Source organism: Microlunatus ginsengisoli (assembly GCF_039537205.1).
GTDB lineage: Bacteria > Actinomycetota > Actinomycetes > Propionibacteriales > Propionibacteriaceae > Microlunatus > Microlunatus ginsengisoli.
In genome coordinates this window covers 213,191-234,022 of record NZ_BAABAB010000016.1, presented here as the reverse complement: position 1 = coordinate 234,022, position 20,832 = coordinate 213,191, and the positions used below count along the sequence as shown (strand labels likewise).

General features: G+C 70.9%; 14 protein-coding genes. 6 read left to right on the top strand and 8 right to left on the bottom strand.

Going from position 1 to position 20,832, the window contains the following annotated elements:
- Positions 1 to 67 precede the first annotated feature (67 nt).
- The gene (locus tag ABD747_RS12525) at positions 68 to 538 is read right to left on the bottom strand and encodes a DUF2505 domain-containing protein (RefSeq protein ID WP_344804942.1); all 471 of its coding nucleotides are present in this window, start codon (positions 536 to 538) and stop codon (positions 68 to 70) included.
- A gap of 139 nt (positions 539 to 677) precedes the next feature.
- Here ABD747_RS12525 and ABD747_RS12520 point away from each other — a divergent pair, with 139 nt between their 5' ends.
- Entirely contained in the window at positions 678 to 5,558 is a 4,881-nt protein-coding gene (locus ABD747_RS12520) for an NAD-glutamate dehydrogenase (RefSeq protein ID WP_344804940.1), read from the top strand.
- A gap of 9 nt (positions 5,559 to 5,567) precedes the next feature.
- Here ABD747_RS12520 and ABD747_RS12515 read toward each other — a convergent pair whose 3' ends face one another.
- Together ABD747_RS12515 and ABD747_RS12510 are read right to left on the bottom strand one after the other, a co-directional pair.
- Positions 5,568 to 6,968: a hypothetical protein gene (locus tag ABD747_RS12515; RefSeq protein WP_344804938.1), complete on the bottom strand. Its 1,401-nt coding sequence runs from the start codon at positions 6,966 to 6,968 to the stop codon at positions 5,568 to 5,570.
- Complete coding sequence (locus ABD747_RS12510) at positions 6,965 to 10,108, bottom strand: hypothetical protein (protein ID WP_344804936.1); 3,144 nt, start codon at positions 10,106 to 10,108, stop codon at positions 6,965 to 6,967. Before ABD747_RS12510 ends, ABD747_RS12515 begins: the two co-directional genes overlap by 4 nt.
- Positions 10,109 to 10,150: 42 nt before the next feature.
- Between ABD747_RS12510 and ABD747_RS12505 the strand changes: the two genes are divergently transcribed.
- The 3 genes from ABD747_RS12505 to ABD747_RS12495 are packed head-to-tail and all read left to right on the top strand — an operon-like array spanning position 10,151 to position 13,887.
- Positions 10,151 to 11,005, top strand: a complete 855-nt coding sequence (locus ABD747_RS12505) for a PHP domain-containing protein (protein WP_344804934.1) — start codon at positions 10,151 to 10,153, stop codon at positions 11,003 to 11,005.
- A 4-nt stretch (positions 11,006 to 11,009) separates the two neighbouring features.
- A complete protein-coding gene (locus ABD747_RS12500; RefSeq protein ID WP_344804932.1) occupies positions 11,010 to 11,822 on the top strand; it encodes a ParA family protein in 813 nt (270 codons plus the stop codon).
- A 10-nt stretch (positions 11,823 to 11,832) separates the two neighbouring features.
- The gene (locus ABD747_RS12495) at positions 11,833 to 13,887 is read left to right on the top strand and encodes a GMC oxidoreductase (protein WP_344804930.1); all 2,055 of its coding nucleotides are present in this window, start codon (positions 11,833 to 11,835) and stop codon (positions 13,885 to 13,887) included.
- A 192-nt stretch (positions 13,888 to 14,079) separates the two neighbouring features.
- Here the strand turns inward: ABD747_RS12495 and rraA are convergent, their stop codons facing one another.
- From rraA to ABD747_RS12470, 5 genes are read right to left on the bottom strand one after another with little or no spacing between them, the layout of a single operon-like run.
- Positions 14,080 to 14,574 carry a ribonuclease E activity regulator RraA gene (gene rraA, locus ABD747_RS12490; protein WP_344804928.1) on the bottom strand — a complete coding sequence of 165 codons (495 nt, stop codon included), beginning with the start codon at positions 14,572 to 14,574 and terminating at the stop codon, positions 14,080 to 14,082.
- A 15-nt stretch (positions 14,575 to 14,589) separates the two neighbouring features.
- Positions 14,590 to 14,988, bottom strand: a complete 399-nt coding sequence (locus ABD747_RS12485; protein WP_344804926.1) for a universal stress protein — start codon at positions 14,986 to 14,988, stop codon at positions 14,590 to 14,592.
- The gene (locus ABD747_RS12480; RefSeq protein ID WP_344804924.1) at positions 14,985 to 16,700 is read right to left on the bottom strand and encodes a tripartite tricarboxylate transporter permease; all 1,716 of its coding nucleotides are present in this window, start codon (positions 16,698 to 16,700) and stop codon (positions 14,985 to 14,987) included. Before ABD747_RS12480 ends, ABD747_RS12485 begins: the two co-directional genes overlap by 4 nt.
- Positions 16,701 to 16,714: 14 nt before the next feature.
- Positions 16,715 to 17,251, bottom strand: a complete 537-nt coding sequence (locus ABD747_RS12475) for a tripartite tricarboxylate transporter TctB family protein (RefSeq protein WP_344804922.1) — start codon at positions 17,249 to 17,251, stop codon at positions 16,715 to 16,717.
- Positions 17,248 to 18,264, bottom strand: a complete 1,017-nt coding sequence (locus ABD747_RS12470) for a Bug family tripartite tricarboxylate transporter substrate binding protein (RefSeq protein WP_344804920.1) — start codon at positions 18,262 to 18,264, stop codon at positions 17,248 to 17,250. Before ABD747_RS12470 ends, ABD747_RS12475 begins: the two co-directional genes overlap by 4 nt.
- Before the next feature lie 203 nt (positions 18,265 to 18,467).
- Between ABD747_RS12470 and ABD747_RS12465 the strand changes: the two genes are divergently transcribed.
- Positions 18,468 to 20,108 (top strand): sensor histidine kinase, encoded by a 1,641-nt coding sequence (locus tag ABD747_RS12465; protein ID WP_344804918.1) that lies wholly within the window; start codon positions 18,468 to 18,470, stop codon positions 20,106 to 20,108.
- Positions 20,105 to 20,785 (top strand): response regulator, encoded by a 681-nt coding sequence (locus tag ABD747_RS12460; RefSeq protein WP_344804916.1) that lies wholly within the window; start codon positions 20,105 to 20,107, stop codon positions 20,783 to 20,785. Before ABD747_RS12465 ends, ABD747_RS12460 begins: the two co-directional genes overlap by 4 nt.
- The last annotated feature ends 47 nt before the right edge of the window (positions 20,786 to 20,832 follow it).

Sequence of the window (20,832 nt, the reverse complement as noted above, 5' to 3'; positions counted from 1 at the left end):
CGGGCTCGCACGGGCTATCGCGTGTGCAGATTCGCACACGGCACGCGAACTCTGCGAGCCCGGCGGCTCAGCCCTCGAGCCAGCTGTTGCCGACCTTCTGCTGCACCCGGAACCCGGCCAGCACCGCCGGTGCCGCCGACTCCTCCAGCTTGCGGCCGAGCAGCGGGATGTTCACCTTCAGCTGCCCGGTCAGCACGACCCGGGTGCCCGGGCCGCCACGACCGAGCGCCATCGTGCCGTTCATCGTGACCGGCTGACCCGGGATAGTCAGCTTGAGGGCCCCGTCCCGGGAGCCGTCGCCCTTGTCCGGGCCCCAGCTCACCTCCTCGACCACCGGCAGGTCCGGGCCGGTGAACTTCGCGGCGGCCGCCGGCGCCCGGAGGGTCCGGTTCGTGGTGGTCTTCGCCCCGGCAACGGAGACGTCGTACGCCGTTGCCTCGCTCGCCTCGCACACCTGCTCGAGGTAGTCGGGGTCGGTCATCATGGCGTACACACGATCCGGCTCTGCGGCGAACTCGATGGTCGAGGAGATGTCCACCCGACCATCATGTCATCCCACCGGTGAGACACATTCGCTGCCGCGACGCCGGAGGTGGGGGCGAGATCGGGGGATATCGGGGCTAGGGTCGGTTACAGCCCACGATGCGGTGGGTCGAGGAGTCGAGGCAGAGGACGTCGTGACCACTTTCGAGCTGGAGCAGGAGAACCTGAAGGCCGAGAAGCTGGCGGAGGTGGCCTCGCGCGGAGCGGCCATCGCCGGCGAGCTGGGGCAGGACCCGGAGCGGGTCCGGGTCTTCCTCGATCACTACTTCCGTCACGTCGACCCGGCCGACATCGACGAACGCAGCGTGGACGACCTGCTCGGCCTGGTCGAGAGCCACTACCGGACCGCCATGAACCGGCCGTCGGCCCGGGCGACGATCGACATCCGGACCCCGAGCTCGGCCGCCGACGGGTGGTCCGCGGGCGGGACGACCGTGGTCCAGATCGTCACCGACGACCGGCCGTTCCTGGTCGACTCGGTCACGATGGAGGTGCTCCGCCAGGGCTGGAGCATCCGCGAGGTCTTCCACCCCCAATTCTTGGTCCGCCGCGACCTGAGCGGAGAGCTGCGGGGAGTCGTCACCGCGACCGAGGCCAAGGGCGACCCGACCGTGCTGCCCGAGTCCTGGATGCACCTGGAGATCCTGCCCCCGGCGCGGACGGCCGTCGACGACAGCCTCGTCCCGGCGCTGGAGCAGGGGCTGGTCGAGGTGCTGCGGCTGGTCGAGGAGGCCGTCCAGGACTGGTCGAAGATGATCACCCGTGCCGACGAGACGCTCGAGCTGCTGGACCAGCTGGCCGGCACCGACGGCCGGCACGACGAGGCGCTGCAGGCCCGGGAGTTCTTGCGCTGGCTGATCGACAACCACTTCACGTTCCTCGGCTACAGGGAGTACAAGCAGGTCGGTCAGATGGACGCGCCGACGTATGAGCCGGTGCAGTCCACCGGGCTCGGCATCCTGCGAGCCGACGCCGACGCGCCGGACGCGTTCCACGCCTGGCCGAAGGCGAAGCACCCGGCGGTGATGATGATCACCAAGGACAACCACAAGTCCCGGGTGCACCGGCCGGCCTATCTGGACTACCTCGGGTTCCGGCTGTTCGGTGCCGACGGCACCGTCGTCGGTGAGCGCCGGTTCCTCGGCCTGTTCTCGTCGTCGGCCTACTCCGAGTCCGTGCTCCGGGTGCCGCTGCTGCGGCAGAAGGCGCAGGAGGTGCTGCGCCGCTCGGGCTACGACCAGAACAGCCACGGCGGCAAGTCGATCATGGACGTGCTGGAGAGCTATCCGCGCGACGAGCTGTTCCAGGCACCCGTCGCCGAGCTCGCCACCACGGTCGACAAGGCCGCACACCTGACCGAACGCCGGCAGGTCCGGCTGTTCGTCCGCCGCGATCAGTACGAGCGCTTCCTCGCTTGTCTGGTCTATCTGCCCCGGGACCGCTACACCACGGCGGTCCGCAACCGGATGCAGGACATCCTGCTGGAGCGGCTCGGCGGAAAGACGATCGACTACACCGCGCGGGTGACCGAATCGGTGCTGGCGCGGCTGCACTTCGTCGTCCGGATGCCGGTCGGCGATGCGTTGCCGGACTTCGACGTCCGGTCGCTGGAGCGCGAGCTGACGCTGGCTACCCGGACCTGGAACGACGAGTTCGCCGACCTGGTGGCCGGTCAGGAGATCACCACCGCGGACGGTCGGACGGTCTCGGCCGAGCAACTGGTCGCGCTCATCGGGGTGCTGCCGGAGGGCTACAAGGAGGACTACACCCCCAAGCAGGCGCTGAAGGACATCGCCGCGCTGAGCGGGGAGCGCGACGGGATGGCGATGGCCATGTTCGTTCCGGACCGCGCCGAGGACGAGGCCGACCTGCGGCTCAAGATCTTCCGCCGCGAGGCGACCCTGTCGCTGTCCAAGCTGCTGCCGCACCTGACCCTGCTCGGGGTCGACGTGATCGACGAGATCCCGTACGAGCTCCAGCTGCCGGGCGACGAGCGCGCGTTCATCTACGACCTCGGGCTGCGGGTCCCGGGCGGCCGGGACGCGGTGGCGACCAGGTGGACGTTGGAGGCCCGGGACCAGTTCATGGCGGCCTTCGCCGCGTCCTACGACGGCGACAGCGAGTCGGACGGCTTCAACGCGCTGGTGATGGGTGCCGACCTGACCTGGCGTCAGGTGGCCGTGCTGCGCACCATCGGACGCTATCTGCGGCAGGGCGGGTCGACGTACAGCCAGACCTATCTCTCCCAGGCGCTGGCGGCCAACGTGGACCTGGCTCGCGCCCTGATCGCGCTGTTCGAGACCAAGTTCGACCCGGCCCGCGATCTCGACGCGGCAGCCAGGGCTGAGCAGACCGCCGCGCTCGGCGCCAAGATCAAGACCGCGCTGAACGACGTGGCCAGCCTGGACCACGACCGGATCGTGCGGTCCTACCTCGCGGTGATCGAGGCGGCGGTGCGGACCAACGCGTACCAGCCGGATCGGGCCACGATCGCGCTGAAGTTGCTGCCGCAGAAGATCGCCGACCTGCCCGAGCCCCGGCCGGAGTTCGAGATCTTCGTCTATTCCCCGCGGGTCGAGGGCGTCCACCTGCGCTTCGGATCGGTAGCCCGGGGCGGCCTGCGCTGGTCCGACCGCGCGGAAGACTTCCGGACCGAGATCCTCGGTCTGGTCAAGGCGCAGATGGTGAAGAACACCGTGATCGTGCCGGTCGGCGCGAAGGGTGGCTTCTATGCCAAGCGGCTGCCCGACCCGAGCGTGGACCGGGACGCCTGGATGGCCGAGGGGATCGCCTGCTACAAGCTGTTCATCACCAGCCTGCTCGACGTCACCGACAACATCGTCGACGGTGTCGTGGTGCCACCGCAGCAGGTGATCAGGTACGACCCCGACGACCCGTACCTGGTGGTCGCGGCCGACAAGGGGACCGCGACGTTCTCCGACATCGCCAACGAGATCTCCACCACGGCAGGGTTCTGGCTGGGCGACGCCTTCGCCTCCGGCGGCTCGGCGGGTTATGACCACAAGGGCATGGGCATCACCGCCCGTGGCGCCTGGGTGTCGGTGCAGCGGCACTTCCGCGAACGCGGCATCGACTGCCAGACCACCGACTTCACCTGCGTCGGGATCGGCGACATGAGCGGGGACGTGTTCGGCAACGGGATGTTGCTGTCCAAGCACATCCGGCTGGTTGCCGCGTTCGACCACCGGCACGTGTTCATCGACCCCGACCCGGACCCGGAGCGCACCTGGAACGAGCGGGCCCGGATGTTCGCCCTGCCGCGCTCCAGCTGGGCCGACTACGACCGATCCTTGATCAGCGAGGGGGGCGGGATCTTCGCCCGCTCGGCGAAGTCGATCACCATCACCGAGCCGATGCGGTCGGCCCTCGGCATCGCCAAGGGCGTCGGGTCGATGTCCCCGGTCGAGTTGATCAACGCATGCCTGAAGGCTCCGGTGGACCTGCTGTGGAACGGCGGCATCGGCACCTACGTCAAGGCCACCACCGAGAGCAACGCCCAGGTCGGCGACAAGGCCAACGACGGGCTGCGGGTGGACGGCTGCGAGTTGCGCGCCCACTGCGTCGGCGAGGGCGGCAACCTCGGCCTGACCCAGCGCGGCCGGATCGAGTACGCCGCGAACCGTGGCCGGATCAACACCGACTTCATCGACAACTCTGCCGGGGTGGACACCTCCGACTACGAGGTGAACATCAAGATCTTGCTGGCCGGAGAGGTGGCGGCCGGTCGGCTCACCATGGCGCAGCGCGACGAGACGCTGGCCTCGATGACCGACGAGGTCGGCGGCCTGGTGCTGGCGCACAACTACGCGCAGAATCTGGCGCTGGCCAACGCGGTCTATCAGGCGCCGCAGATGGCACACGTGCATGGCGACTGGATGGAGCGGCTGTCCGAGGCGGGCGTGCTGGACCGGGCGCTGGAGTTCCTCCCGAACGAGGAGGAGATGGAGGCCCGCCGGTCGGCTCACAAGGGCCTCACCTCACCCGAGCTCTGCACGCTGCTGGCCTGGACCAAGATCGCGCTGGAGTCGGACATCTTGGACTCCGGTCTGCCCGACGACCCCTATCTCGCGGACCGGCTGATCGGCTACTTCCCGACCCAGCTGCAGCAGCGCTACGCCGAGCAGATGCCGGGCCACCGGCTGCACCGGGAGATCATCACCACCGTCGTGGTGAACGACTTCGTCAACCAGTCGGGCATCTCCTGCTATCACCGGCTGTCGGGCGAGACCGGCGCCGGGTCACCGGACGTCGTCCGAGCGCAGATCGCGGCCCGGACGATCTTCTCCGCCGAGCCGCTGGACCGCGCCATCCGGGACCTCGACTACCGGATCGACGCGCGGATGCAGACCACGCTGCGGATGGAGGTCCGCACCCTGGTCGAGCGGGCCACCCGCTGGCTGGTGAACAACCGCCGCCGGCCGGTCGACATCGGCGCGGCGGTGGACGAGCTCGCCGCCGGCGTACGTCGGGTGCAGGATGCCCTGCCGCTGTTGCTGGACCGGCGCGACAAGGAGGCCTACCAGGCGCGGTTCGACACCTACGTCGCCGCGAGCGTCCCGGAGGAGCTGGCGCTGGCCGTCGCGGTCCTGCCGGCGGCGTACGCGGCGCTGCCGATCGTGCTCACCGCCAGCCGCGACGGGCGCGACCCGGTCGAGGTCGCCGGGGTGCACTTCGCCCTGGGTCAGCAGCTGGGGATGGACCGGCTGCTCGCCCGGATCATCGAGCTGCCGCGGGATGACCGCTGGCAGACGATGGCCCGGGCCGCGCTCCGCGACGACCTGCACGCCGTGCACGCCCAGCTGACCGCCGACGTCCTGGCCCGCGAGCCCGGCGCGATCACCGATCCGGCCACGCTGGTCAAGCACTGGGAGCGGGGCAACAAGGGGGCGCCCGAGTCGGTCCGGACGCTGCGCTCGATCACCGCCGGCCGGCCCGACCTCGCCCGGATGTCGGTCGGCCTCCGGGTTGTCCGTTCGCTGCTGCCGCAGGGCTGAATCGGGCCGTCAGCGACGGAGGGTCGGCTCGTCGGCGGTGCCGAGCAACTCGACTTGCCCGCGCGCCCATGCCGTCAGGTCCGGGTCCGGGCCGGTGATCGCGAGCTGCGACTCATAGATCGCCTTCAGCTGGGTCAGCCGCGCGAGCCTTGCCGCATCCTGGCTGGTCAGTTGCGCGCCGGTCAGGCTCGTGCGGGCCTGCTCCAGGTCGAGGGCGGCCTTGGTCGCGGCCAGTTGACTGTCGATCGTCGCCCGACGCGCGGCCGCAGACGCCGTGCGAAGCTTGGTGACTCCCTCGATGCCGGTCTGGACACTGCCGGGTAGCGAGGCCGCGGCCTGCGCCGCCTTGCCGAGCGCAGCGTCCCCTTCGCTGGACAGCCCGGTGAGGAAGCCCTCGGCACTGAACGTGACTCCGACGCTTCGCCGACCGAACAGAGACCGCCGCAGCGGGATCTCCCGGTGCGTCGAGTAGGCGTCGGCGACGTCGGCCCGCGTCGTCGTCTTCACCGTCGTCAACCCTTGCCGAGAGCAGACCGTGTCCAGTTCGACGGTGTCGGCGCAGCGGGCGAAGAGGACCCGCCGAGCCTGTGCGGCCTTCCTGCGCTCGGTGGGCTGCACCGGCCGCGACCACGCGTTCGTGGCCCGCACGGACTGCCACCGGGCGATGACTGTGACACCGTACTCGTTCCACAGCGTGTCGAGGTCGACCGGCGGAGTGAAGGTGTCTGCCGGGTGTGGCGCTGCCTGTGGCGGCGACTCCGGGATGTCGACAAGCTCCACGACGAAGGAGAAATACGTGTCGACCGTGACGACTTGCCGGCTCATCCACGCCTCGAACGGAGCCTCCGCCGCCGCGAGTCGTCGCTCCAGGCCTCCGACGAGCCGTTCGAGCCGCGCGATCCGGCCGGACGTACGACCGTTTCCCGGATCGGTGTTCTCGGTGGCCGCGGTGTACTCGGCGTCGAGGGCCGCCCCGAGCGCGGCCAGTGCCTGCCGGAGCCGAGTGATCCGAGCGGCGCTGGCGGGGTGGATCACCTCGTACGCGACGAAATGCGGATCGGGTGCGTCGCCGAGCGCGACGGCGGCAGCCGCTCCCAGCAGCTGTCCGGCTGCTGCTGCTACTTCGCCGAGTTGGCCGGTCGACTCCACGCTGGCCGACGACAGCCTGCCGTCGGAGGTGAGACTGAAGGTGTTCTTGGTGGCGAACAGCCAGGACCGGCCGAGGTGTGCGGTCAACTCTGTCCCGTCGGCGACCGTCGTCGGTTCGATCGAGTAGCTCACCAGTTGTGCCGCCACCCTCGCCAGGTCCGCGTCGGGTTGCAGGGCGCGATCGACGCTGCGGCGCAGGACGCCGCACACCAGGAGCCGGCTGAGCGGCAGGCGGTAGTGCAGGACCAGATCGTCGCTCATCGCGGGACTCCAAAGGTGAGGTAGGCCAGACCGAGTGGATTGCGCCGGGACAGCAGCTCCAGCCGAGCGTGGTGCAGCGCCGACGGAACCGATGAACCCGATCGAAGTTCGCGCAGCAGGCTCTCGGCCAGCGGCATCGCCAGCGACACGTACACCGTGACCGTGGTGCCGATGGTCGCCGACGCGCCGAACCGGAACAGAGTGTCGGCGAGTGAGATCAGCCGGCCCGGCGCCGGGGCGATCGAGTGGCAGGCATTGATGAAGACCGGGGGACGGGCCCGGCGCAGTGATGTCAGATCCCAGTCCAGCAGCGCGCTGGTGTCGATTCCGGGTCCCTGGTCGTCGATCCGTCCCACCACCACGACGGCCCCGGCGGTGCCGTCGCGAACGTGACAGAGAAAGTAGATGAGGTCCGGGCAGCCCTCCATCAGGCTGTCTCGGACGTCGGCCACGTCATAGCGGGCGTTCACCGTGAACATTCGGCCCAATGTCGTCAGGTGAACGTCGGCGAGGGCGGTCACTCGTGGGTCCCGAGTGAGTCCGGCCAGCACGGTGGGCTGCAGGCCGCCCGCGGGGTGGAAGTCCGGCGGTGCGGTGTCGAGCGCATCGGCGTTGTCCAGGGTGATCGCAATGGTGTGCCGGAAGCCCCAGAAGCCGCTCGGGCAGACGACGTCGCGGGCCGGCGCCTGCTCGGCGTCAGGGCAGCCGCCTCTGCACGGCAGCTCGGTCGGTCGTGGCGGTGCGGACGCGAAGTAGTCCCGAGCCGGCTTGCACAGCCGAAGTTCCTGCAGGTTCAGCGTCGTGTCCAGCGGGAAGTCGTAGCTGGCGGACAGCGGGAGCAACTGATCCGACTGTGACCTGAGCGCCAGTTGCACCAGCCCGGCGGTCTTCATGGTCCGGCGCAGGTCCGTCCGCTCACGCTCACTCCCGGTCAGTCGGGTGGTGAGGTCGTTCCAGATCGCCCGACCAGCGAGCGCGAGTCGGCAGAGGTCGGCTTCGAGCCTGCTGAGCTCGGCGAAGTCCGCGGCGGCGTCGTTGGCCGGCGGTTCGTAGCGATACGCCAGGCTCGAGGGCGCCGACGGGGTGGGAGTTCCCCAGGACGCAGTCTGCAGCGCCTTGTCGGCCGTCGAGATCAGCGTGTCCACGGCAGTCGCCGGGATGGTGCCCTGGTGCTGTGTCGCGTTGTCGGCTCCGGCCGCTCGGAAGCTCACGCTGTGGGTGTCGTCGTCGCCGTTGAGATAGATGCTGAGCAGGTGGGGCGTGATGGCCGTCCGACCGAGCGCGCTCAGATCGCTGGTCAGCCGGAAGGCCGTCCGGGCATCCCGCTCGGGGGCGTCGTCCCCGACCGCGACATCCACCTCCTCGACGTGCACCAGCAGGTTGCTCACGTACAGGCAACAGCGAAGCCGCGGAGAGCCGGCGGCCGCGGCGGACAGCCGGAAGAACAACCGATCCGCCAAGTGGTCCGGACGCGGCTCCGGCGGTACGTCGGCAGCCCTGACCACCGGCAGCGGTCCTGCGGTCCCGTCGAGCCGGACCGAGCCGGACGTCGCCTGCGGCAGCCGGAGCCCCTCATCGGCGACCAGCACCACCTCGATGACCGCGTCGGCGGGAAGCCACTCGGTCCTGATCCGGAGTCCGCCGGGCAGTGCGCCGCGCACCGGCGGCCCCAGCTCGATCCACACCCAGTAGTCCGAGCCGGGCTGGAGCCGGCGCAGTCCGTCGGCTGCGTACGGGTCCGTGTCCGGGGCGAAGCCGATGTTGACCTTGGTCGTCCGATCCGGCTCGCCGCCGCGGCCGAGCTCGATCCTCGGCCGAGCGGGCCGCCCTCCGACGGTCCCGCCCCGGTCCAGCTGGCCGCTGTCGGCGTTGACCAGCTTGTCGACCTCCGCGCAGGCGCTCAGCAGCACACGGTCGACCACCGGGGTGAGCGACGGTGCGAGGTCGGCCTGGTGCAGCCTCAGGTACGGGCTCGTCACGGCGGCACCGTAAAGCGACTCCGTGCTGAGCAGGGCCGGCGCGGCGCTGGTGGAGGGATTCGTGCTCAACGTCTCCGCTACCCGGCCCAGGATCATCGGCCGCGCGATCTGGCCTGCGACGAGGGGGGCGGCGAAAGACGTCCCACTCCACCGCGACCAGCCGGATTCGAAGGTCGACGGCTCCCGCGGATCGACGGTGCCGAGCATCGGCTCCGGCAGCATGGTGAGCCAGTCGAGTGCGTCCTCGGCCGCCTCGTCGCCGATCCGCGCCCGCGTCGTCAGCTCCGCGCGCGCACCATCGTCCTCCCGGGTCAGCAGATAGGCAGCGAGATCCTGCCGGCCGGTGCCTTCGCCGGAGTCCGCGCGCCGACGTAGCTCGGCCAGCAGCTCCTGGGGATGGCTGCGCGTCGAACGCACCCGGGCGAGCGCCGTCCGCGCCGACCAGTCCCCGTCGGCGGCTATGTCAACCAGATTGCGCGCTGCCAGCCGGTCCCCGCGCCGAGCGAGCGCCTCGGCCATCGCAACCGAGGCCGGGTGGCGCCGGAAGACCGCCGTCGCCAGATCGACCGCCGTGCCGACGAGCGGCGCCGGGAGGTAGCCGGCCGCCGGCTGGAAGCCGTCGAAGATGTCGGCCAAGTCGTCGCTGACGGCCTGCCGGAGCCGGGCGCTCGTCAGTCGGCGCGCGAGCCAGCGGTCATGTTCCTCGGTCAGCCCGAGCCGCGCCGTCAGGCCCAGATCGCGACCGAGTTCGGCCACCCGCAGCACCGCGTCGCCGAGGTCGACCCAGAGCTCCGGATCGGTGCCCGCCTCGACGGCTGCGAGCGTGGCCAGCTCCTCGCAGGCCGCGGCGAGCACGGCGTGCCGGGCCGACGTGGGCTCTGGCCGGGTCGAGTCCGCCCCGAGGAGATGAGCGAGCACGTCGTCGGCGTCGGCCAAGGACAGGGCGGTTGGCCGCCCGGACAAGGACCGGATGGTGCTCGCGACCTCTTGGTCCAGCGCTCCCACGTCCAGCGCCACCAGATTGACGCCTGACCTGGCGATCCGCGAGCCGAGCTCCTCGCCGACGGCCGCGACCAGTTGGGGCAACGGGAGCCGGGTATCGGTGATTGCGGCAGCTGGCAGCACGTCGACGATCGCGGCGGCGACAGCCCCCCAGGCCATGACCGGACCCTAACAGCAGGGAGCGCTCAGTAGGGTTGGCCCATGCGGATCGACCTCCATACGCACTCGGCCGTCTCCGACGGGACGGACCGGCCGGCCGAGCTCGTGCGGAAGGCGCAGGCGGCCGGGCTCGATGTGGTGGCGCTGACCGATCACGACACGTTCGACGGCCTGGACGAGGCGGTGGCCGCCGGCCGTGAGCTGGGCATCGAGGTCGTCCGCGGAGTCGAGCTGTCCACTCGTCGAGCGGGGCAGAGCGTGCACCTGCTCGGGTATGGCGCGGACGAGTCCCATCCGGGACTGAACGAGGAGATGGAGCGGATCCGGGCGGGCCGGTCGATGCGACTCGCGCCGGTGCTGGAGCGGCTGGCCGCACTCGGCTACCCACTGACCGAGGAGCAGGTCTTGCTCCAGGTCGGGGGCAGCCCGTCGATCGGCCGGCCGCACATCGCCGACGCGCTGGTCGCCGCCGGCTATCTGGCCGACCGGAAGGAGGCGTTCGATCGCTTCCTGGCCGACGGCGGCCCGGCCCACGTGCCGCGCTATGCCACCCCGCTGGAGCGGGGGATCGACCTCATCCACGACGCCGGCGGCGTCGCGATCATCGCCCACCCGTGGGGACGGGGCCGGGAGCAGAACCTGACCGAGGACGTGCTCACGGCGCTGGTGGCCGAGCACCGGCTGGACGGCTTCGAGGTCGACCACCAAGACCACGACGAGCAGACCCGGGCCAGGCTGCGCCGGCTCGCCGGCCGGCTCGCGGTGCTCGGTACCGGGTCCAGCGACTACCACGGCAGCGGCAAGGTCGATCACGACCTCGGCTGCAACCTGACCTCGGCCGAGGACTTCGCCGAACTGCGGAACAGGCTGGCCGTCAGGCCGGTCCGGGAGGGCTGATCCGTTGGCCAGGACACCGGCCCGGCGCAAGGCATGGGTGATCGCCGTCGCCAACCAGAAGGGCGGCGTCGCCAAGACCACCTCGGTGGCGTCGCTGGGTGCCGCGATGGCCGAGCGAGGGCTGCGCGTGCTGCTGGTCGACCTCGATCCGCAGGCCTGCCTGACCTTCTCGCTGGGGTTCGACCCCGAGGACGTGGAGGGCTCCATCCACCAGGTGCTGACCGGTGCGACCGCGCTGGCGGACGTGGTGATCACGACCGACGACGGGGTCGACCTGGTCCCGGCGACGATCGAGCTGGCCACCGCCGAGCAGCTGCTGATGACCCGCACCGGGCGCGAGCAGATCCTGAAGTCTGCACTGGCTCCGGTGCTGACCTCGTACGACGTCGTGCTGCTGGACTGCCCACCGACCCTGGGCATCCTGACCACTGTCGCCCTGACCGCCGCCCAGGGGGTGCTGATCCCGCTGCAGTGTGAGACGTTGAGCCACCGCGGGGTGGGGCAGCTGCTGGACACCGTGCATGACGTCAAGAAGATCACCAATCGCCGGCTGACGGTGATCGGCGTGCTGCCGACCCTGTTCGATGCCCGGACCTCGCACAGCAAGCTGGTGCTGGAGCGGATCGGCGCCGACTACGGCGTGCCGGTGGTGGAGCCGCCGATTCCGAAGTCGGTCCGGTTCGCGGAGGCACCCGCGGTCGGCCGCTCGATCCTGGTCACCGCGCGCAGCTCCAAAGGCGCGGCGGCCTATCGCGAGGTCGCCGACCGGTTGCTGCTCGAGCGGGGTCTGCTGGAGCCGGCGACCGCGGACGCGTGAGAGACGACCGGTGACCGGACCGGGCCGTGCCATCCTGGCGGCGCTGCTGGACGTCCTGGTGCCGGCGGACAGCGAGCCCTCGGCGGTCGGTGCCGGAGTGCTGGACCGGCTGGACGCGTTGATCGCCGACCAGCTGGCGGAGGCGTGGCGTGAGCTGCTGGAGCCCGGACTTCGATCGCTCGCGGCCGAGCCCGGGCCGCCGAGCGAGCGGTTGGTCGCCGAGCTCGAGCAGCAGAGCGTCCGTCCCGGCTGGACGGTGTCTCCCGCCGCCTTCGTCGAGGCGATGAACCGGATCGCCCAGCTGGGCTACTACGGGGCGCCGGACAGCCCGAGCTGGCCGGCCGTCGGCTTCGATCCGGCCGGCAAACGGCCGCCGAGCGCGCCGGTGGTCTTCGTCGAGCCCCGGTCGGTGTCGCTCGGCGAGGTGGCGGACAGCTATGACGTGGTGATCGTCGGCGCAGGTGCCGGCGGCGGCGTGGCCGCGCAGGTGATCAGTGCCGCCGGTGCCCGGGTGCTGCTGCTGGACCGGGGCCGCTTCCTGTCCTATGCCGAGATCGGCACGGACCACCTGGCCAACCAGCGGCTGTCGGCGTACGGGCACAACGCCGGGCCGGAAGCCGACGGGAACCCGCGGCTGATGCGCGAGGCCGGCGGCGACCGGCTGATCGCGAAGTCGTATGCACCCGGCTGGCAGAACAACGCGATGACGGTCGGCGGCGGCACCCGGGTCTATCAGGGGATGGCTTGGCGGTTGCAGCCCGAGGACTTCGCGCTGGCCACCCGGTGGGGCGTGCCGGCGGCGAGCTCACTGGCGGACTGGCCGTTGACCTACGCCGACCTGGAGCCGTTCTACACCCGCGCCGAGTGGGAGCTCGGCGTCTGTGGCGACGGGTCGGCCCATCGCCGGCAGGGGTTCCGCAGCCGGGAGTACCCGATGCCGCCGCTGCCGCCGACGCTCGAGGCGGAGGTCCTGGGCCGCGGGGCCCGCGAGCTGGGACTGACCACCGGGCCGGTGCCGCTGTTGATCAACTCGGTGCCCCGCGACGGCCGGGCCGACTGCGTCCGCTGCGGCACCTGCGTCGGCTTCGCCTGCCCGGTCGACGCCAAGAACGGCGCGCACAACACCACCATCGCCCGCGCCCTGGCCACCGGCTCGTGCACGCTGGCCACCGGCGCGTACGTCCGGCGGGTGCTGGTCGACCGGCACGGCAGCGCGGCCGGGGTCGAGGTGCAGGACCTGGACACCGGGCTCCGCCGGACCGTGCGGGCGGCCAGCGTGGTGCTGTCGGCGGGCGCGATCGAGACCGCCCGGCTGCTGCTCGCCTCGGCAACCGACCGCTGGCCGGCCGGACTCGGCAACGACACCGACCAGGTCGGCCGGCACCTGCAAGGCCACATCTATACCGGGGCGTACGGGATCTTCGACGAGATCGTGCAGGACATGCAGGGCCCGGGCGTCAGCATCGCCACCGCGGACTGGATCGACGACCTCGGTGGTGAGGGGATCGGCGGCGGCGTGCTCGCCAACGAGGTGATCAAGATCCCCGCGCTGTTCTGGTCGTGGGCGTTGGGTCCGGACGCGCCCCGCTGGGGCCGGGCCGGGAAGCAGCGCGTCCGCGACGTCTATCTGCGGACGAGCCACGTGTTCGGGCCGATCCAGGAGATCCCGAGCCCGGAGTGCCGAGTCCGGCTGTCGGACTCGGTGCGAGACGCCTGGGGGCAGCCAGCGGTGCTGTTGTCCGGCGCCGTGCACCCGGAGAGCGTGCGGGCCGCGGAGGCGCTGCGTCGCCGGGCAGAGACCTGGATGCGCGCCGGCGGGGCTCGCGAGGTCTGGGTCACCCCGATCGGAACCGGACTGTCGGGGGGCCAGCACCAGGCCGGAACGGCGCGGATGGGTACCGATCCGGCCACGTCGGTGACCGATCCGTTCGGCCGGGTGCACGGCCACCCCGGGCTGTGGGTCTGCGACGCGTCGCTGCACGTCACCAACGGCGGGGTGAACCCGGTGCTCACCGTGCTCGCGCTGGCCTTCCGGGTGGCCGAGGAGATCGTCCGAAGCGGCTGACCCTGCCGAACCCGTGACCACAGCCGAACGTCGTCCGGCTGGCTAGTCCCGTCCTTGTTCGACTTCGCTCACCGAGGCGCGACCTCGCTCACCGGCGACGGCGAGCGAAGTCGCGGTTCGACGCGCGAAGTGATGGGCCGGGTGGTGGGCTGCGGTCGGGTCGGACGCGATCTCGGTCGACGCTCGAGCGGGTCAGTCGGCGGGCAGCACGACGATGCCGTCCTCGTCGGAGTGCAGCACCTGGCCCGGACGGATGATGATCCCGCCGATCACGATCGAGACGCCGACCTTGCCGGCGCCGGTCTTGCCGCTCTTGCGCGGGTTGGTGCCGAGCGCCTTGACCCCGATCGGGAGCGCGTCGATCGCCACGCTGTCCCGGATGGCTCCGTTGATCACCAGTCCGGCCCAGCCGCGGTCGACGGCGATGCCGGCGATCAGGTCGCCGACCAGAGCCGTCCGCAACGACCCGCCGCCGTCGACCACCAGCACCCGGCCGACCGGGTCCTCGTGGTCGGACAGGGTGGCCTTCAGCAGCGCGTTGTCCTCCTGACACTTCACCGTGACCACGCGGCCGGCGAACCGGCTCACCGTGCCGAACCGCCGGAACTGCACCGGGATGCTCTCCAACGCGTCGCCGTAGCTGTCCACCAGGTCGGCGGTCGGCACGGGTGTCACGGCTTCGGCCATCTCAGTCCTCCCATCTCAGTCTTCCTCAGCGGCACGCACGGACAGCACCGGACACGGCGACTCCATCAGGATCCGGTTCGCGTTGCTGCCCAAGAGCATCTTGCCGACCGCGGTGCGCTTGCGGATACCGATCACGCACAGTGTCGCGCCGACTTCCTCCACGACGTCCAGGATCTCCTCGGAAGGCCCCCGGCCGCGGAGCTCCTGCCGGACCGTGAACGCGACGCCGGCCTCGTCCAGGGTCGTCTTCACCCAGTCCCAGTCGGCCTGCTGCGCGTACCGCGGGTCGGCGTAGGCGTCCCCGCGCGAAGAGTTGAGCACGAGCAGCGGCTGCCGGCGCAGGATGGCCTCGCCGACCGCGGCGGTGAGCGCCGCCCGGCCCGGGGCGGTGGCACTGAAGCCGACGACTATCACGATGTCTCCTTGGTCTTGTCGGGTTCCGGGCCCCGTGCCCCCGGAGGGCCGGTCGGGGGCGACGCCGAGGTGGCTGCGGTCGGCAGGGTGATCGGGCGATCCCCGGCGGCGGCCAGCGGATGGCCGTGCTGGTCGGTGTCGAGGTCGTGGTGCAGCTCTTCGGACAACTGCTCGACGGCCGCCTCGGCCTTGGCCGGGAGCGCCTTGCGGATCAGCTTGAACAGCAGCGGCCAGAGCAGCACCACGAGGATGATCAAATAGACGATCACCGCGATGGCCGAGACCACGAACTGTCCGGTGGCGGCGTCGACGCTGCCGAACAGACCCTTCGGCTCGCCGCCGGAGAGTTGCAGCGCCCGGCGGGCCTGCAGCTCGACCCGCGGCCCGAGGATGACGCCGACGATCAAGGGCAGCACGGGGATGCCGAAGCGCCGCATCGCGAAGCCCAGCAGGCCCAGCACCAGCAGCAGGACGAGGTCGAACGCCGACCCGTTGACCGCGTACGCACCCATCGAGGCGAAGAACAAGATGCCGGCGTACAGGTAGGGACGCGGGATGCGGAGCAGCTTCGCCCAGGCCGGCGCCAGCGGCAGATTCAAGATCAACAGCAGCACGTTGCCGATGAACAGGCTGGCGATCAGGGCCCAGACCAGGCCGCTCTCCCGCTGCAGCAGCAGCGGCCCGGGCTGGATGCCGTACGAGGTCAGGGCGGCCAGCATGACCGCCGCCGTGGCGTTGGTCGGCAGGCCGAGCGACAGCATCGGCACCATCGTGCCCGCGGCGCTGGCGTTGTTGGCCGCCTCCGGACCCGCGACGCCCTCGATCGCACCGCGACCGAAATCCTCGGGATGCTTGGTCAGCTTCTTCTCGGTGATGTAGGAGAGGAAGGTCGGGATCTCCGCCCCGCCGGCCGGGATGACGCCGAACGGGAAGCCGAACGCGGTGCCGCGCAGCCACGGCTTCCAGGACCGCTTCCAGTCCTGCTTGTTCAAGAACGGCCGGCCGACCGGGATCACCTGGGCGGCCTGCCGGCGCAGGTGGGCCGCCACCCAGAGCGCCTCGCCGACGGCGAAGATGCCGACCGCGACCACCACGACGTCGATGCCGTCGCCGAGCTGGGGGATGCCGAAGGTGAGCCGCGGCTGGCCGGTGACCCCGTCCAGCCCGACCATGCCGATGGTGAGGCCGAGCACCAGCGCGATGAATCCGCGCAGTCGGGAGGACCCGAGCACCGCGGTCACCGCGACGAAGGCCAGCAGCATCACCGCGAGGTATTCCGGCGCGCCGAGCGACACCGCGAACTTCGCCATGATCGGCGCGAAGAAGACGAGCAGCGTGGTGCCGATGGTGCCGGCGACGAAGGACCCGATGGCCGCCGTCGCCAGCGCGGGCGCGGCCCTGCCGGCCTTGGCCATCAGGTTGCCCTCGATCGCGGTGACCACCGACGAGGACTCGCCCGGTGTGTTCAGCAGGATCGAGGTAGTGGAGCCGCCGTACATGCCGCCGTAGAAGATGCCGGCCAGCATGATCATCGCGCTGGTCGGCTCGAGGCCGTAGGTGATCGGCAGCAGCAGGGCGACCGTCATCGCCGGCCCGATCCCGGGCAGCACGCCGACGGCGGTGCCGACGATCACCCCGATCAGGGCCAGCAGCAGGTTCAGCGGTGTCGCGGCGGTGACGAAGCCGTCGACGAGGAACTGGAGATTCTCCATCTGCGACGCCCTCCCTACAGAATTCCCTGGAGGATGCCGGCCGGCAGGCCGACCCCCAGACCGATGGCGAAGCCATAGAACGTGGCCAGCGACAACGCCGCGGAGATCGCGAGATCGCGGATGAAGTGGCGGCTACCGAGCGCGATCGCGCAACCGTAGAACAGCAGCCCGCCGGAGATCACCCAGCCGAGGACGTCGATCAGCAAGATGTTCGCCACGAAGACCCCGACCAGCAGCAGCACGGTCTTCACGTCCACCCGGCTGTCCAGGTCGACGTCCTCACCGCCCTCGGCCTCGCCGCGCTCTCCCCGCAGCGTCGCCACGGCGAGGGCGATCGCCAGCACGATCAGTGCGGGCCCGATGATCAGCGGCACGGCCCGTGGGCCGAGCGGGTCGACCCCCGTGCGGTTGTCGCCGAGTGTCGCGGCGGTGTAGAGCACGAGGGCGCCGAGAACGGCCAGGAACACGCAGAGCCCCAGCTGGGCGAGGTCGCGCTCCGGCCTCCCCGGGGTCGCCGTTTCGGCCGCGCCGGCGGGAACCGGCGTGCTCATGCCAGGCCCAGCTTGCCCAGCGTCGTCTGGACGGCGGTGGTCTGCTCGGTCAGGAACGGCGCGAACTGATCGGCCGGCAGGTACGCGTCGGTCCAGCCGTTCTTGGCCAGCACGTCCTTCCACTCCTGGCTGTCGTGCATCTGGGTCAGAGCGGTGACCAGGGCGGTCTTGTCGGCCTCGGAGATCTCCGGCGGCGCGACCACGCCGCGCCAGTTGGTGAACACCAGGTCGATCCCGGACTGCTTCAGGGTCGGGGCGTCGATGGCGTCGACGCGATCGGCGCCGCTGATCGCGAGGACGCGGACCTCGCCGGCCTCGACCTGGTCGAGGAACTCGCCGAACCCTGAGGCACCGAAGGCGATCTTGCCGCCCAGCAGGGCCGGCAGCAGGTCACCGCCGCCGTCGTAGGAGACGAAGTTCACCTGCTTGGGATCGATACCGACCGCCTGCGCCAGCTGCATCGGCAGCAGGTGGTCGGGGCCGCCCGGCGAGGAGCCACCGCCCACGGCGAGCGCCTTCGGGTTCGCCTTCCAGGCCGAGACCAGGTCGTTGATCGTCTTGTACGGCGAGTTCTTCGGCACCACGATCGCGCCGGACTCCTCGATCAACTTCGCGATCGGGGTGGTCTGGTCCAGCTTGGCCGCCGAGGAGTTGGTGTACTGCGCGCCGACCACCCCGAGGCCCATCATCATCATCAACTTGCCGTTGCCCTTCTCCGCAACGGTGCGGGAGAGCCCGACGGTGCCACCGGCGCCGGCGAGGTTGAAGACCTCGACGCTCTTGGTGACCTTGATGTCGTCCATCACCTTGGCCGCGGCCCGGGCCGTCGTGTCGTAGCCGCCGCCGGCGGTGTTGGGCACCATGAAGCGGACTCCGCTGAGCGGCTGGTCGCCATCGGCACCCGCGGCGGGCTCGGCCCGGTTCGCGGTGGCTCCGCAGCCGCTCAGCAGCAGGGCGCCGGCGGCGGCGAGGGCGCCGGCCACCGTGAGCTTCTTCTTCAGCCTGTCGAACATCGTCGTTCCTTCTCGTCGAGGGCGGACCCTGCAGCGGGCCCTGGCTGGACTCTGGCAGGGGCGATGCCGGCATGTCTGCTTTCGGCCATGGTGATCGTTGTGGTCATTGTGGTCGCCGCCACAGTGGCAGTTTCGGTCGCGTCGGGGATCACAATGTGGGTCGACGGTGTTGTCGGAGCTCCGCTCGTCGGGGCGGTTGGGAGGTGCGGATCGTGCGTCGCCGGTTGCGCCTTCCGCTGGCCCAGCAGCTGGTCGCCGTGCAGCTGATCGTGATCGCCGCGGTGCTGCTGGCGGTGTCGGCGGTGTCGGTCGAGATCACCCGGCTCGGTTTCGAGCGGGACGAGGGCCGCCGGGTGCTCACGCTGGCCGAGAACCTCGCGGGGAACCCGGTCGTCCGCACCCGGGAACCGGGCGCCGCCGGATCGGTACTGCCCGCCGTGGTGACCCAGCTGCAGACCGTGACGGGCGTCGATCTCGCCATGATCGCTGACAACTCCGGCACGATCGTGGCCAGCACCGACACCACCGTGGTCGGCGACCGGGTGCCCTGGCCCGAGCTCGTCGCCAGCCCCGGACGCTCGCACAGCGCCACGGTCACCGTGGGCGGGACGACGTACCTGCTGGCGGCGGCGCCGATCCTGTCAAACCCGGACTCCGGCCAGCCCGTGCGTCAACTGGGCGTCGCGCTGGTCGGCCGGCGCAGCGCCACCCGGTGGGAGTCCCTGGTCAGCGCCGCGCCGACACTGCTCACCTATCTGGGCGCGGCGATGCTGATCGGCGTGGTGGCGTCGCTGCTCCTGGCGCGCTGGATCAAGCGCGGCACGCTCGGCATGGAGCCCGCCGAGATCGCCGCACTGGCCGAGCAGCGGGAGGCCATCTTCGCCGGCATCGCCGAGGGCATCGTCGCGCTGGACACCCAGAACCGGATCACGCTGGCCAACCCGCCGGCGATCTCGCTGCTCTCGCTGCCGGCCGACCCGGTCGGCTCGACCCTGGACGAGCTCGCCGTCAGGGGCCGGCTGCGCGACGTGCTGACCGGTGTCGACGGCGCCGACGGCGACGCGGTCGTGATCCGCTCCGGTCGGGTGCTGGTGCTGAACCGGATGCCGGTCGATCACAACGGGCGGCACATCGGTTCGGTCACCACCCTGCGGGACCGGACCCCGCTGGCCGAGCTGGAGCGCGAGCTCGGCGCCTTCCAGGGCACGACCGACCTGCTCCGCGCCCAGGCGCACGAGTTCGCCAACCAGCTGCACACCATCGCCGGGCTGATCCAGATCGGCGACTACGACGAGGTGGTGGAGTACGTCCAGACGCTGGTCGCGAGCCGGGCGGCGCTGGACCTGAGCCTGACCCAGCGGATCCGGGACTCCTCGGTCGCCGCGCTGCTGGTGGCGAAGGCGGCCCAGGCGGCGGAGCGACGGGTCGAGCTGCGGGTCGGCCCGGCCAGCGCGTTGGAGCCGCTCGATCCGCAGTCCTCGTTCGACGTGGCCACTGTCGTCGGCAACCTGGTCCAAAACGGGGTGGACGCGGCGATGACCGACGCCCCGGGCTGGGTCGAGGTCGAAATCCGGCAGACCGCGGACGTGGTGGAGATCGTCGTCCGCGACTCCGGTCCGGGAGTCGCCAGCTCGATCGCCTCCGAGGTGTTCGAGCACGGCTTCACCACGAAGGCCGCCCGGGGCGGGGAGCGGGGGATCGGACTGGCGCTGATCCGCCGGATCTGCCGCACCCGCGGTGGCGACGTCGAGGTGCGATCCGCCGCCGCGGGCGCGGAGTTCGCGGCCTGGATGACGGTACGTCCGGCCCCGGTGCACGAGGTCGAGGCGGTGGCCGGCGCATGATCACGGTGCTGGTGGTCGACGACGACTTCCGCGTGGCCCGGATCCACAGCGCGTTCGTCGACCGGGTCGAGGGCTTCCGGACGATCGGGGTGGCCAACACCGGGCAGGAGGCGCTCCGGCTGGCGGTCGCGTTGGTGCCGGACCTGATCTTGCTCGACCTCTATCTGCCGGACGTGTTCGGTCTGGACGTACTGAACCGGATGCGGGTCGCCGGGGTCGAGGGCGACGCCATCGTGATCAGCGCAGCCAACGAGTCGGGCACGGTCGAGCGTGCGGTCAAGCTGGGCGTGGTGAACTACCTGCTGAAGCCGTTCACCCAGGCCGATCTGGTGACCCGGTTGCAGCAGTATCAGGCGACCCGGACGGCGCGCCGGCCGGCGACGCTGTCCGATCAGGCCGCGGTCGACCAGCTGCTCGGCCGTTCGGACGGCGGTCGTGGCGAACCGTTGCCGAAGGGTCTCAGTCCGGAGACGGCCGAGTCGATCCTGACCGCGCTGGCGTCGGCAGGCGTCGAGCTCTCGGCGCAGGAGTGCGCCGACGCGGTCGGCATCGCCCGGGTGAGCGCGCGCCGCTATCTGGAGTTCTACGCCGGCCGGGGCACGGTCTCGGTGAGCCTGCGCTACGGCGCCCGCGGGCGGCCGGAGCGCCGGTACGCGATCCTGGCACAGACGCAGTGAGCCGCCCGTATACGGAGTAAATTGCCCCCAGGAGCGCCGCAGATCCC